15 protein-coding genes and 1 tRNA gene are annotated in these 13703 nt (G+C 60.6%); 12 read left to right on the forward strand and 4 right to left on the reverse strand.

Going from position 1 to position 13703, the window contains the following annotated elements; all coding sequences use genetic code 11:
- Window positions 1–131: 131 nt before the first annotated feature.
- Complete coding sequence (gene rsmI, locus C2L71_RS00930; protein WP_103263909.1) at window positions 132–989, forward strand: 16S rRNA (cytidine(1402)-2'-O)-methyltransferase; 858 nt, start codon at window positions 132–134, stop codon at window positions 987–989.
- An 88-nt stretch (window positions 990–1077) separates the two neighbouring features.
- Window positions 1078–1644, forward strand: a complete 567-nt coding sequence (locus tag C2L71_RS00935) for a M48 family metallopeptidase (protein ID WP_239926196.1) — start codon at window positions 1078–1080, stop codon at window positions 1642–1644.
- A 9-nt stretch (window positions 1645–1653) separates the two neighbouring features.
- Here the strand turns inward: C2L71_RS00935 and C2L71_RS00940 are convergent, their stop codons facing one another.
- Together C2L71_RS00940 and C2L71_RS00945 are read right to left on the reverse strand one after the other, a co-directional pair.
- Complete coding sequence (locus tag C2L71_RS00940; protein WP_239926198.1) at window positions 1654–2394, reverse strand: alpha/beta fold hydrolase; 741 nt, start codon at window positions 2392–2394, stop codon at window positions 1654–1656.
- 283 nt (window positions 2395–2677) lie between these two features.
- On the reverse strand, window positions 2678–3985 hold the full coding sequence (locus C2L71_RS00945) for a lipase family protein (RefSeq protein ID WP_103263911.1): 1308 nt from the start codon (window positions 3983–3985) through the stop codon (window positions 2678–2680).
- A 390-nt stretch (window positions 3986–4375) separates the two neighbouring features.
- Here C2L71_RS00945 and metG point away from each other — a divergent pair, with 390 nt between their 5' ends.
- The 6 genes from metG (at window position 4376) to C2L71_RS00975 (ending at window position 9391) form a co-directional block, all read left to right on the forward strand.
- Window positions 4376–5971, forward strand: a complete 1596-nt coding sequence (metG, locus tag C2L71_RS00950; RefSeq protein ID WP_103263912.1) for a methionine--tRNA ligase — start codon at window positions 4376–4378, stop codon at window positions 5969–5971.
- Between the two features lie 6 nt (window positions 5972–5977).
- Window positions 5978–6277, forward strand: coding sequence for a nitrate ABC transporter substrate-binding protein (locus tag C2L71_RS00955; protein ID WP_103263913.1), 300 nt, complete (start codon window positions 5978–5980; stop codon window positions 6275–6277).
- A gap of 18 nt (window positions 6278–6295) precedes the next feature.
- Window positions 6296–6949, forward strand: a complete 654-nt coding sequence (locus C2L71_RS00960; protein ID WP_103263914.1) for a TatD family hydrolase — start codon at window positions 6296–6298, stop codon at window positions 6947–6949.
- Window positions 6946–7881 (forward strand): flavodoxin family protein, encoded by a 936-nt coding sequence (locus C2L71_RS00965; RefSeq protein ID WP_103263915.1) that lies wholly within the window; start codon window positions 6946–6948, stop codon window positions 7879–7881. The genes C2L71_RS00960 and C2L71_RS00965 overlap by 4 nt, the downstream gene beginning before the upstream one ends.
- A complete protein-coding gene (rsmA, locus tag C2L71_RS00970; RefSeq protein ID WP_103263916.1) occupies window positions 7874–8842 on the forward strand; it encodes a 16S rRNA (adenine(1518)-N(6)/adenine(1519)-N(6))-dimethyltransferase RsmA in 969 nt (322 codons plus the stop codon). Before C2L71_RS00965 ends, rsmA begins: the two co-directional genes overlap by 8 nt.
- 189 nt (window positions 8843–9031) lie before the next feature.
- Entirely contained in the window at window positions 9032–9391 is a 360-nt protein-coding gene (locus tag C2L71_RS00975) for a Veg family protein (protein ID WP_103263917.1), read from the forward strand.
- A 101-nt stretch (window positions 9392–9492) separates the two neighbouring features.
- On the opposite strand, the gene C2L71_RS00980 is transcribed toward C2L71_RS00975, so the two are convergent.
- Window positions 9493–10428 carry an FAD:protein FMN transferase gene (locus C2L71_RS00980; RefSeq protein ID WP_239926200.1) on the reverse strand — a complete coding sequence of 312 codons (936 nt, stop codon included), beginning with the start codon at window positions 10426–10428 and terminating at the stop codon, window positions 9493–9495.
- A gap of 162 nt (window positions 10429–10590) precedes the next feature.
- Window positions 10591–10785 (reverse strand): phenylalanyl-tRNA synthetase subunit alpha, encoded by a 195-nt coding sequence (locus tag C2L71_RS00985; RefSeq protein ID WP_129588454.1) that lies wholly within the window; start codon window positions 10783–10785, stop codon window positions 10591–10593.
- 344 nt (window positions 10786–11129) lie between these two features.
- On the opposite strand from C2L71_RS00985, the gene C2L71_RS00990 reads away from it, so the two are divergent.
- From C2L71_RS00990 to C2L71_RS01005, 4 genes are all read left to right on the forward strand, one after another.
- Complete coding sequence (locus C2L71_RS00990) at window positions 11130–12380, forward strand: radical SAM/SPASM domain-containing protein (RefSeq protein WP_103263919.1); 1251 nt, start codon at window positions 11130–11132, stop codon at window positions 12378–12380.
- A 217-nt stretch (window positions 12381–12597) separates the two neighbouring features.
- On the forward strand, window positions 12598–13131 hold the full coding sequence (locus C2L71_RS00995; RefSeq protein ID WP_103263920.1) for a hypothetical protein: 534 nt from the start codon (window positions 12598–12600) through the stop codon (window positions 13129–13131).
- Between the two features lie 9 nt (window positions 13132–13140).
- Complete coding sequence (locus C2L71_RS01000; RefSeq protein WP_103263921.1) at window positions 13141–13386, forward strand: helix-turn-helix domain-containing protein; 246 nt, start codon at window positions 13141–13143, stop codon at window positions 13384–13386.
- A gap of 192 nt (window positions 13387–13578) precedes the next feature.
- A tRNA-Ala gene (locus tag C2L71_RS01005) sits at window positions 13579–13654 on the forward strand.
- Window positions 13655–13703 lie beyond the last annotated feature (49 nt).

Below are 13703 nucleotides of genomic sequence, written 5' to 3' on the forward strand. Positions count from 1 at the left end.
GATGCGGGATCGAGGAATCCGTGACCGAGATGAACCGCTCCAAGGCCAGCTGCGTCGTTTGCCTTCTCGGGCGTCATGGCCGACAATGGCAGGCAACGGAAAACGACGCAGCTAAACGGAAGAGGGAGCACATGGGATTCGGCAAGCTGGTCATATGCCCCACGCCGCTCGGCAATCTGGGCGACATGACCGAGCGCGCGCTCCAGGCGCTGCGTGCGGCCGATGCCGTGTGTGCCGAGGACACGCGGGTGACGGGTCGTTTATTGGCGGCTTTCGGTATCGAGAAGCGGCTCGAACGTTTGGACGAGGCGCTCATCGGCGACCGCGCGGCGTCGCTTGTAGAGCGCGTCGCCGCCGGGGAGACGATCGCGTACTGCTCGGACGCGGGCATGCCGGGCGTGTCGGACCCGGGGCTGCGCCTCGTGCGCGCGGCTCGCGAGGCGGGCGTGGCCGTGGAGGTGCTGCCGGGGCCCACGGCGGCGGCCACAGCCTATGTGGCAAGCGGTTGCGACAATCCCCGCTTCTACTTCGGCGGCTTCTTCCCGCGCAAGGATGCCGAACGCGTCTCTCTGCTGGATAGCCTGCGCGCGCTCGACGCGGCGCTCGTGTTCTACGAAAGTCCGAACCGCCTTGCCGCCGCACTCGGCGCGCTGGCTACTGCGCTGCCGCAACGCGAGGTGGCCGTATGCCGCGAGCTCACGAAGTTGCACGAGGAAGTGGTGCGCGGCCCGGTGGCCGCCGTCCGCGACGAGTTCGCCTCCCGGGCGGCCGAGGGCGGGCGTGGCGTGAAGGGCGAGATCGTCATTGTAGTGGACGGACCGAACGCCGCCGAGGACGCAACCGCCGCCGAGGACGCGCAACAAGCCGCCGCCGCGCGAGCTGCCGAGCTCAAGGCCTCCGGGCTGCGCAACAAAGAGATAGCCCGCGCGATCGCCGACGAGTTCGGCATCGCGCGCAACGCGGCGTACGACATCGCGCTCGAGGCGTGAGGTGGTCGGGCGTGATGCGGTCGGCAGCATCGCTGTTCATGACGGCGCTGTTCGTCGCACGGCTGGCACGAGGATGGAAGGCGTCGGCATGAGCGCGCGACGGGCGATGCAACCGGTCGAGTTTGAGGTGGACGGTCTGACCGTGCGCCTCTCGCGCAAGCGCGTCAAGAATCTCAACCTGCGCGTCCCTCGCGGCGGCGGCTTGGTGGAGGTGTCGGCACCGGCCTACATGCGCACAGCGGACGTGGAGCGGTTCGTGCGCGAGAAGCGCTCGTGGATCGACGCGAAGCTCGCGCAGGCGGCTACGTCGCCGGCTGCTCTGGCTGCTCAGGCGACGCCCGAGGAGGTGGCCTCATGGCGTGCGGTAGTCGAAGCACGCGTGCCCGTGCTCGTGGAGGCATGGGAGCCCATCATGGGCGTGAAGGCGGGCAAGCTTGCCTACCGCAATATGACGAGTCGCTGGGGGAGCTGCCAGCCGGCGACTGGGCGCATCTGCATCAATGTGCGCCTCGCACTCTACCCGCCCGAATGTCTCGAATACGTTGTGGTGCACGAGCTGTGCCACCTGCTGGAACGCGGTCACGGCCCGCGCTTCAAGGCGCTCATGGACGCGTTCATGCCCGATTGGCGCGGGCGCCGCGCGAAACTGCGGTAGTCCGCCTGCTTACGCGGCCGCAGAAGAAGCTTTTGCGTGCGACTCCCGGTCTTCGATGGAGGCTGCGAGTACGTCTGCGGTCTGTTTTTGCTGATCGTCGGGGGGAAGAGTCGCTTCCCCATCGCCCTTTTGCGGCCCGTAATCGCCGAACCCTGCGTGGTTCCCACCCTCGATGACGACTGTCTTGGCGCCTTCGGGCAGCTTCGTGGCGCCCTCCGCGAGCTTGTCGCGGTCGAGAATCAGATCGTTGGAGCCGTAGACGGTGACGGCGCCCAAATCTGCATCCGAGAGGTCGCTTGCCGTGTACGCGCCCAGCAGCACAAGGCCTTCGATGGCGACGTCGTCCGCATGGTCGGCCGCGTATTGTGCCGCCATCGATCCTCCGAGCGAATGGCCGCCTATCCACCATGTATCCACCTGGGGGTACGCCGCGCGTACGCGGTCGGCGGCGTCGATGTCGAAGAACGCGAAGTTGAACGGCATTTCCACCGCTACGGCCAGATAGCCATGCTCGGCCACAAACCGCATGAGCGGGGCGTACGCGCTGTACTCCACCTTTGCACCCGGATAAAGCACAATGCCCGTCGCGGCGTTTGGGTCGCCGAACGCGAGGTATCCGTCGCCTTGCGCGACGGGAAGCGCTGCGGAGGAGACCAGGTTTTTGTGCGTCGTGTCGGCGTCTCGGTAGTAGTCGCTTGCGTATATGGCGAACGCGGCTACGCCTGCGAACAGGATGACGGCGACAGTCACGAGGGCCCATGCGAGCCGTCGCGGCCACCGTCTGCGCGGTTGGAAGGTGTCGTTTCGAGAATGCATGGCGTCCATGATACCAGAGGCATGCGCGGCCTTTTGTTTCGTGGTCGCTTCGTCGCCTGGCAACCTGCACGTCCGCCAAACAACCTGAACGAAAACGGGCATGCCGTAGGTTGAGCTTGGTATCCTGAACTGCGGTATGCCGTTCAGGATGCCTGCGGAACTGCGTGCATGCGAGCGACGCGATCGCTGCATCGTCAAGCTCTGGCGCAGAACGGCCTTACGCAGCCGGCAGGTCGCTATCGAGTGCTTGCATCCAGGCGATATAGGTGTCGGGATAGTGCGCTCCGAGTGCGGAGGACAGGTCGAGGCCGACGAGCGACTGGGCGACGCCGAGCACACCGATCGGGCTCGTCAGGTCTTCGGCCCTGGGCACGTGGTCCGAGGCATTCGATCCGAACGAATGCAAAGCGGCGAGCGCGCCGGGATCGTTGCTCAACGCGAAGCCGGTGTTTTGCCGGTAGGCGACCTGCGCGGCGGCGTAAAAGCCGTCGAAGCCCGCGCTGGCGGTATGCGGCAGCTCGATAGTGGTGCCGTAGCGATCGTATCCCCAGGAAGCCAGCGGTAGCTGAGTGACGATATCCGCTTCGTTCGCCACGTTGAAGATGTTGCCGAAAGCCGCGTCGTGCCGGTTGTCGGCGCGCGTGACGCACGGCGCAGCGAACGTGTACGCGAAGATGCCCGTCGAGGGGGCTAGCGTCGGTTCGCCTTCGTCTGGATCGTCGAGGTCGGCGGCCAGCAGGTTCGCGATAGCGCCGCCGCGGCTATGCCCGGTGATGAGGATGCGCGTATGCGCCGGATCGAGGCCCGATTCCTGCACATAGGAGCGCACGGCTTGCGCAACTTCTTCCTCGGCTGCCTTGAACCCGCGATGGTCGGGACTTTGAGCGCTTTGGCCGAGAACGTTGAAGTTGCTGAGCCATTCGGCGCCATACGTGCCGCGGATGCCTACGAAGACGAGCGTGATGGGTTGCCCGTCGCCGTCCGAGGCAAGGTGCTTGCTGGCCAGCGCGTAGGCTGCGACGTCGCTCGATCCCAGCAGAAGCGAGCTCACTTCGTCGGGAATGCTGCTGCGCAGCGCATACGACTCGGTGCGCACGTTTTCGAATCCGAGCAGTCCGAGCGTCTGCTCTGCGTAGGGAACGGAGCGGGGGACGCCGCTGTAGTACTGGGATTCGGAATTGCATACCGCCGACAGCACAGCGCACGCGGTGGCAAGATCATGCTGGTATACGCGTGAATCGCGATAGAACCAAGCGTCGTCGAACGTCAGCTGCGTGGAGGTGCGGCCTGCGGGGTTGGTGGGATCGCTTGCCGAAACCACTTCGCTGCAGTATTCGGCGGTGATGGTGCTGCGCGAGGAGGCAGGGGCGGAGTTCATTCCGACAGCCTCGGCGCGCGGCATGCCGATAAGGCCCGATTCGTATCCAAGGTAGCGCACTTGCACCATGATCAGCGACATGATCAGAAAACATGCGAGCAAGGATCCGAGCACCGACAAACACCGCCGAACAGGATTCGTATGCATCGGGCCTCCTTCGGTGCTCGCAAGTTCGTTCCACCCAGTATACGGGGTGGAACTTCCACCGAAGCTCGCCATCTGCTCAATGCAAGTAAAACATAAGCCGTATGTAAGGTTGATATAAGGTTCGGTTCGATGCCTCCCATTCCTCCGTTTCGCCAAGTATGTGTGTTGTAACGTTTAGAAGACCAGGAAGAAGACAAGGCATTGCGAAGCAACACCTGTCACGCGAAATAGTTGCATTGTCGCGCTGTGCCTGGTCAAGGTGCGGTGGTTCGGAGGAGATGAGGTTCTTCGCACGGGCCCTCGTGCTAGAATAGGCAGGTTATTGCGCTGGTCCATGCGGCGGCTGGAGCACCATTCGCCCCGATCGCCCCGAGAACAAAGGAAAGCACCATGTCAAAGGGAACCTACTCGTTCACCACCCCCATCTACTACGTCAACGCGGCCCCGCACCTCGGCACGGCGTACACCACCATCGCCGCCGACACCGTGGCGCGCTACCAGCGCATGAACGGCTACGACGTCGCGTTCGTCACGGGCATGGACGAGCACGGCCAGAAGGTGGCCGACACGGCCGCCGCCAAGGGCATGACCCCGCAGGACTGGTGCGACTCCATGGAGCCCGCGTTCCGCGAGGCGTGGGACATGCTGGGCATCACCTATACTGACTTCGTGCGCACCACCGAGCCGCGCCACGCGAAAAGCGTGAAGAAGTTCTGGCAGGACCTCTACGACAAGGGCTGGTGCTACAAAGGCAGCTACGAGGGCTGGTACTGCGTGCACGAGGAGACGTACTACGCCGAGAGCGACTTGGAGAAGAACGAGGAGGGGCAGCTCGTGTGCCCCGACTGCAAGCGCCCCGTTCAGAAGGCGGGCGGCGAGGAGAACTGGTTCTTCAAGCTGTCCGAGTTCGGCGACAAGCTGCTGGCGTTCTACGAGGAGAACCCCGACTTCATCCGTCCCGAGACGCGCAAGAACGAGATCGTCTCGTTCGTGAAGAGCGGCCTGAAGGATCTCTCCATCAGCCGCTCCACGTTCGACTGGGGCGTGCCGCTGCCGTTCGACGAGGGGCATGTGGCCTACGTGTGGGCCGACGCGCTGCTGGCCTACCTCACCGGCATCGGCTACGGCGATGAAGGCGAGCGCGCCGGCGAGTTCGACGAGCGCTGGCCCATGCAGTACCACTTCGTGGGCAAGGACATCACGCGCTTCCACTGCGTCATCTGGCCGGCCATGCTCATGGCGGCCGGGCTACCCATCACCCACACGGTGTTCGGCCACGGCTTTCTGCTTACCAAGGGCGAGAAAATGTCGAAGTCAAAGGGTAACGCGCTCATGCCGGCCGATCTCTGCCGTGTGTTCGGCGTGGACGCGTACCGCTACTACTTCATGAGCGACGTGCAGTTCGGCGCCGACGGCTCTATCTCCCTGGAGCGCATGGTGCAGGTGTACAACGCCGATCTGGCGAACACCTGGGGCAACCTCTGCAGCCGCGTGTTCAACATGACGAAGAAGTACTTCGACGGGCAGGTGCCGGAGGTGCCGGCATCCGCCGCCGGGCTGGTGGAGGCCAACCCGCTGCGCGAGATATCGGACGACCTGTACGCCGAGTACGACCGCGCCCTCGGCGACGTCGACTTCACGGCCGCCGCCGTCGCGGTGCAGAAGCTTGCGGGCCGCGTGAACCTGTACGTGGAGGAGTCGGCGCCGTGGAACCTGGCGAAGAGCGAGGAGACTGCCGACCAGCTGGCGGCCGTCATCTACAACGCGCTGGAGGCCATCCGCATCATCGCGCTGTACCTGGCGCCGTTCATGCCGAACACGTCGGCCGAGGTCTTCCGCCGCCTGAGCCTGGGCGACGTCACCGCCGTGACCGACATCGAGGCGGCGACCGCCTGGGGCCAGCTGCCCGCTGGCAACGCGGTGGAGACGGGCGACCCGTTGTTCCCGCGTCTCGACGCAGATGCAATCGATTTGGATATGGAGTAGGTGCCTGTGGTCGACGAGCGACAAGAGCCCGTGTTCGACGACGCGCTCTTTCGACAGAAGCGCAAACACGGGAAGTACCGGGTGGTGGATGCGCCGAAGCTCGAGGGGCCGGTTGCCGATACGCATGCGCATTTGCAGCTGCTGCCCGATCCGGCTCTCGCGCTTGCGCGCTGCACGGTGCACGGCGTGGAATTCGTGTGCACTATCGTCGATGTATTAGAGGATGGATCGACGACGTTCGATCGTCTGAACTCGTGGAAGTTCGAATCGGCGGCCGCTGCGAAGCGCTTCGTCGGCTGGACTTGAGGCGATCCGTTCCCGCGCGTGCCGCGGGTCAGGATCGCCGTGGGGTGCCATCCGCACAATGCGCGCTATTATGATGACGGGCTTGAGGCTGAGCTGCGGCGCCTGTTGGCGGATCCGCGCGTGGCGGCGCTCGGTGAGATCGGTCTGGACTACCACTACGACTTCTCGCCGCGCGACGATCAACGTGCTGCGTTCCGACGGCAGCTGCGCCTTGCGAAGGAGTGCGGTCTGCCGGTTGCGCTGCATCTGCGCGAAGCGCACGACGAGGCCCTCGCCATCATGCGCGACGAGGGTTTTCCCGAAGCGGGCACGCTGCTGCATTGCTTCAATCTGGATTGGCCCGCGCTTGAGCCGTGGATAGCGGAGGGGTGCTACGTGGCGTTCGGCGGCGCACTTACGTTCAAGGCGAGCGAAGGTACGCGTGAGGCGGCTGCTCGGGTGCCGGCGAACCGTCTGCTCACCGAGACGGATGCGCCCTATATGGCGCCGGAGCCCATGCGTGGTACGTCGTGCGGCCCGGCGCACGTCGTCTTTACGGCCGAACGGCTGGCCGAGGTGCGTGGATGCGAGCCGGGCGAAGAGCGTGCGGCGTTCCTCGAGCAGCTCATGCAGAACGCACGCGGCTTGCTGGATCGTTCGGCTACCGACTGGCAGAAGGAGGCACGTTTATGAATCGTCTGATCATTGTCGGATCGCCGCGCCCGAACGGTCGCAGTGCCGCTTTAGCCGACCTCCTGTTCGAGGCATGCATCGCCGAGTGTCCCGACGACGAGGCGGCGCTCGCTCCCGTTTCGACGCTTTCCATTGCCCCGTGCGAAGGCTGCGACGCCTGTCGCGAACTGGAAGAGCGACGGGGTAGGACCATCGAGGGCGCGCCTGCGGGCGATGGTGCCGACGACTGCGACCCGATCCGCTGTATCATCGACGATGACATGGCCGAGATCTATCCGCTTATCGATGCCGCCGACGAGCTGATCGTCGTGTCACCTGTCTATTTCGCCGGTGCTCCGGCGCAGCTCAAGGCGTTGCTCGATCGCTTGCAGCCGTACTTTTGGACCGACGCGCGTCGGCTTTCCAAGCGTCCGGCCATCCTTCATGTGGTGGGCGAGGGGGGAGACCCGCACGGTTTCGACCCCCTTGTGGGCGTGGTGCGCTCAGCATTGTCGTGCGCAGGCTTCAGGTTGGAACGCGTGCTTGACTGGGTTGGCAGAATCAATGCGGACGGCGAGATCACGGCCGACGCCATCGAGCATCCGCTTCCCCCGCTGCCTGGGGATACTGCATCGTCGGCACCCGGACCTGCCAACGATGCTCCGCGCTCCGTGCCGCAGGCTGAATGCAAGGTGAAAAGCGAACGGCCTGTCCTGCACGTTGCTGAAACGGAACCGTTCACGCCGGACGGCGGCTCAAAGAAAGCCTCCGGCGGATCGGGCCATCCTCACGGATCAGGCCAGCCGGCAACCAAGAAGAACAGATCCGCGCAAGGCGGCGGTCGCAACCAAGCTCGATCTGCGCAAGGCGGCGGTTCCAAACAGACACGATCTGCGCAAGGCGGGGGCTCCAAGTCGAGCCGCCCGAAAAAGAACGGTTCGCGTCGTGGCTAGGCTTTCGCCGCTTGCAAGCGTCTCGCAGACACGCGCCGTTCTGGAAGCGCACGGCCTGTCGACCAAGTACTCGCTCGGCCAGAACTTCCTCATCAACGATGCCATCCTGCAGAAGATCGTCACATTGGCCGACCTCGCTCCCGACGATTTCGTGCTGGAAGTGGGCCCCGGCATTGGTACGTTGAGCATCGCGCTTCTCAAGCATGCGGGGCGCGTCGTGTCCGTAGAGCGCGACCCCGATCTTCCCGCTGTGCTCGAGGAGACGCTCGCTCCGTGGGCGGATCGGTTCGCTCTCGTGCAGAAAGACGCGCTCGATCTGAAAGCTGACGATATCCGCGGAGCATCCGCGCAGTTTGCGGGGCATCTGCCCGGCGACCAACCTCTGCCCACGAAGCTCGTGTCCAACCTGCCGTATGCCGTTGCGGCCACCGTCGTGCTCGACTATTTCGAGCGGTTCGCCTCTTTGGAAAGCGCTACCGTAATGGTGCAGAAGGAGGTTGCCGACCGCATGGCGGCATGCCCGGGCTCGAAGAACTACGGAGCCTATACCGTGAAGCTGCGTTTGTTCGCCGAGCCAGACGGACGCTTCGCTGTGGGGCCGGGCAACTTCTTTCCACCACCGCGCGTTGAGAGCGCCGTGCTGAGGCTGAACCGGCGACCCCTCGTCGACGACGCCGGCAATCCGGTGGACGGTTCGACGCTTGAGGCCACGTGCACCATGGCCGATGCCGCGTTCGCGAGTCGCCGCAAGACGTTGGCGAACTCGTGCAAGACGTATTTTGCCGGGCGCGGCGCCCAGGACGCCCCGGTAGCCGAGACGCTTCCGCGCCTGTTCGAGTTGGCCGAACTTGATCCAAGGCGACGAGGAGAAACGCTCGATGTGGCGGAGTTTATCCGGCTGGGGAAAGCTCTGATGAAGTGCAGGCAGGCTGTGCGCGGTGAGCGGAGCGCCTCCGCATAGGCATCTGACGGCGCTGGTTGGTCGCAGGTGCTGAGAGGCGTTGCCGATCCGATGCGGATCTTGCCTGCAGACTGACTAATGTTACCAAATGAAGAACAATCCGTGCAGATTCTGTAGAGCATTGACACAGGTGATAAAATGATACCTCGTTATTACTGTACCCGAGGACACACGCAAGGAAGAGAGAGCATGGATTTAGCGAAGCAGGCCAAAATCGTCGACTCCATTCATGATACGTTACATGATTTCGTCGGTCAACGCCTGAAAGTGCGCGCCAATATGGGACGGTCGAAGATCGTCGAGAGCGAAGGCGTGCTCATGCAGGTGCATCCGCAGTTGTTCATTATGGAGGTCGACCGCAAGCGCGGCCGTACGGCCCGTCAGTCCTATCAATACGTCGATGTGCTCACTGGTATGGTTGAGCTTTCTCAGAACGGCGAGCCGTTGTTCGAGCCGTTCATTCCCGATGGCTCTCAGGATGCCGAAACGCCTTTGACGGATCGTAGCTCCCTGATCGAGGAGTTCGAAGAGGAGAAGATGCTCTCCTAGCTCGACTAGGCTACTCGAACGAAGACGGGCGCCGCAATGAGCGGCGCCCGTCTTGTTGTTGGATATCGAAGAAGGTGTGGTTGGCCAGTCGCTCTCCCGAGTCAGGATGGATGCACGCTTCCCTGGTGATCGACGAAGTACGCGCGTTGGATGGCTGGATGGCTGCGCGCGAATGCCGAGCCGCGCTCGATGCCCAGCGCAAGCAGGGTCGTGGAATAACCTTCGGCATCGATGGATCGCTGTGCGATGACGGTAACGCCTGCAGCATCCGTTTCGGCCGGCCAACCGGTGTCTGGGTCGAGAATATGGTGATAGCGGATGCCGTCGCGCTCGAAGCACCGCTCGTATACGCCGCTCGTCACAGCCGATGCGTTGACTGCGTCTACAGCGCCGACAATGCGATGTTCTGAGCGCGGATCTTGGAGGCCGATGCGCCACGGGCTTCCGTCCGGTTTTCTCCCATGGGCGACGACGTTGCCGCCCAGGTTGACGATGAACGATTCGATGCCGTAGCCGCAGACGATTTCCGTCAATCGGTCTGCAATCCATCCTTTTGCGATGCCTCCCAGATCCACGGCGGCATCAGGGTCGTCCAGCTGCGCCCAGGTGCGTCTCGCGCGCACGCCCCTTGGTTCGTCGCTCGAGTCCTCCGGCTGCTCTTCCGACACGTGCACAGCCTTCCAATCGACGTGCGCGAGTGCTTTGTCGATACGGCTCTGCTCGGGGACTATCCTCCGATTGAAATCCCACAAGCGTACGACGGAGCCCATCGTCACATCGAACCGCCCCTGGCTGTCCTCGCAGTAGCACAAGGCCGCTCGAATGAGCTTCGCCGTATCAGAGGAGATGGGAACCGGCTTACCGCCTGCGCAGTTGAGCCGTGAGATGTCTGAATGGGGGAGCGTGCGCGAGAACAAGCGCTCGAAAGTTCTGCATGCCTTGCGCGCATCATCAAAGGCGGCTTCGAGCGCATCGGCATCTCCTGCGGCCTGCAGCGTAATCACGGTATTGAACGCATAGAATGTATGTGTCGTCATGCCGTTAGCATCGGGCCCGTGTGTTTCGTGCACGCCTTCCAACGGGACGGCATCGTATGCTTCAGTGGTTCTCATGGCGATAGTATAGGCCACGGAGCGGTGCAAAGGGCTGACGGACGTACCAAGCTTTTCAGGTGGGGCCGATGCGAGCTTTACCGCGGGCTAGTTCGAACTTGGTGATCGCATGATCCGCTGACGAGCAGCCTCGGCGCTTTCGGCCACCGTATGAAGCATTTCGTCGCGCAGGAAGGCGATATCGCTTGGCGTTTCGGCAGTTTCCAACATCGAACTGACGATGCGAGAAAGATCGATAAGGCGCACGTTGATTTCGCTGTCTGTGGATATGTTCATGTTCATGTCGTCCGTCCCTTCCATAGGGTGTCTCATTCGCAAGCCCCAAATCGTGCATGTATCGCGCGGCGCCTTCTCTGCGGCAGTCTCTTGAATCCTTTATCTCTTAATTTATCATATAACAATAAATTGGAAAATGAGACGACCCATTAAATTACGTGAAGAATTCCCAGGTGAGCAATTAAAACGTCAATTTGTAATCATATGATTACACCATGTGCGGTCTAGCACTGAGCGCAAGGCTCAAGTACAATTGGTTTTTGTGATTGGTAGCTCTTGTCCTGTCCCTCTAGATACGCTCGTCTTGCTTATGCGAAAAGAGCGTCGTCTGCACCGTGCAAGGAGCATCGATGCAATTTGTTGATGAAGTTGTTCTGTTCGACTTCGCCGACATACCCATGGTCGGTTCCCTCGACACTGGCTATGCGATTGGCCTCACGGGCGAGGGCGCAGCCGTCTGCGAGCGTCTCCAAAAGGAGGATGTGCCCGAGGAAGACATAGCCGCAGTTGATCCGGCTCTGCTTGAGCATCTGATCAAAGGCGGATTCTTTGAGACGGCGAAAAAGGATCGACGCGTGCTGTCGGCATATCTGCATGTGACGCAGCGCTGCAATCTTCATTGCGCCGGGTGCTACTCACTCGACGACCAGCGCAACACGCTTTCTGACGCGCCGCTCTCTTCCATCAAGCATGCCGTCGACGAACTGGCCTCTGCTGGTGTTATGCGGCTTGTCGTGTCTGGCGGAGAGCCGTTTTTGCGGGAGGATCTCCCCGAGATCGTCGAGCATGCGAAGCGAGTGCGCAGCATCGACTCGGTCACGGTGCTATCGAACGGCACCTGTATGTCCGAAGCGACGTTGCAGCGCCTCGCGCCGAACGTCGATTGCGTGTCGGTGTCGTTCGATGGATGCTCGGCCTCGGCGCCGGCCTATATTCGTGAAGAGCAACGCTTCGACGAGTTGGTGGCCTCCGTGCGAGCCGTGCAGGCTGCCGGCATACAAGCGCACATCATACCCACTGTGCATGCGAAGAACATTGACGAGCTTAAAGACTATGTGCGTCTGTCGAAGGACCTCGGGGTCACGCTCAACTTTAGCCTGTTGACGTGCGAGCCCAACGATGAAGTGCTCGGAGGTCTGTTGCCCGACGACGAAGCGCTGCGTCGGCTTGGAAGAAGCATGCTTACGTTAGACGACGGCAAGCCCATCCTGGCGATGGATGCCCCTGTCGGATTGAATTTGACGGTGAAACGACGCTGCGGCGCGGGATGCGAATCGCTCAGTATCGGCGCCGATGGCACCATCTATCCGTGTCATATGCTCCATCGTGGGGAATATGCGATGGGCAACGCGTTCTCGGATGCAATTGAGGAGGCGATGCAGGGAGACGTTGTGCGTCGTTTTCGGGAACTCGATGCGTCCTTGTTTGAGGATTGCTCCGATTGCAGGTATGTACGAATTTGCGGGGGAGGCTGTCGAGCTCGCTCGCTGTTCGCATCGGGCAACGTGGAGTCAAAAGACTCCTACTGCGCGATGATCCAGGAGTTTTACGACAACCTGGGGGAAGCAATGAAGGCCTCGTTGAATTCTCGAAGGAGGTGAAAGTATGCTGTTCTATAGCGACATCGAACCGCGCGGCGGGTGCATGGAAGTGGGCGCCCCGGGAGTTTTCTGCGTACGTTTCGGATACTAAATACTTGTCTTGCGGTTGAGACGGCTTGTGGATTAGATCGTTCGCAAGCCGTCTTATTTTTATGTGTGAAACATAATCAAAGCATAGGGTATCATTAGAAATACTTACTATTAGGAGAGATGCTCTATGCTTATTAAAGAATTGAGCGAAGTTGAAGCTTCTTTGATAAAGATGAAAAAGGTCAGCAGAGTGTTAAGTCATGTACTTAAAGTGGCCATTTTGCTATTCTCGATTTTATTTTTGTTCTCAATATTTGTCATCGTTGCAAATGAGCAAGTAGATCCTATTCGGGCAGTAATCTCGACAACGCCGCTCATTCTCTATGCATTGGCGACTATCATCCTTCTTGTAATCATGCATGGAGTTTTTGAAGACATTGCAAAGGATCGCACTCCGTTCACTAATACCCAAGTGCGCAGGTTCAAATGGGCTGCAATAATTCTCATCTTGGGAGCTGTTGTCGAAATGGTTTTTTCAATCGGCGTGCTTCCGGTTGCTCAGACGGAGAATGTGATCGTCAATTATTATGATTCGTCTGCTGGAAGTAATACTCCTTCGATAAACTTAGCCTCAGTGTTAGGTGCAGCTTTGTTATATGTTCTTTCATTTGTTTTCAGATACGGAGCTCTTCTGCAAGAATTCACAGACGACACGCTGTAGGTATTGGAAATGCCTATTGTTTTACGACTCGATCAGGTTATGGCCGATCGAAAAATGTCGCTCAACGAGCTTGCTGATAAAGTTGGCATCACGAATGTCAATCTGTCTCGTATCAAAACGGGCAAAATCAGGGCGATTCGTTTTTCAACGCTGTATATGATTTGCAAGGTTCTTGAGTGCCAGCCAGGCGATATTCTGGAATTCGTGCTTGATCCCGAAGAAGATGATGTTGTCATGGGGGATGATACGGAGTAAGGCGATTGCAAAGACGGCCGCGCGTCTTAGCTGATTCCGCTTAAAAGTCGAAGCGTGAAGCTATTGCTGGTTGATCGAGATTAGTCGCAACCATAGCTCGACGATCATTCTATGGACATTTTGAACCATCATTTGACAATCGGAACCAATACCGGCAAAATAAGTCCTCGCGCGAAGGCGCATATAACCCGTGGGGATGTAGCTCAGCTGGGAGAGCATCACGTTCGCAACGTGGGGGTCGTGGGTTCGAATCCCATCATCTCCACCACGGAAATTTATACGAGCCCTCATCATGAGATGAGGGCTCGTTTTCGTCT

The sequence above is a fragment of the Enteroscipio rubneri genome, assembly GCF_002899715.1.
Classification (GTDB): Bacteria; Actinomycetota; Coriobacteriia; order Coriobacteriales; family Eggerthellaceae; genus Enteroscipio; species Enteroscipio rubneri.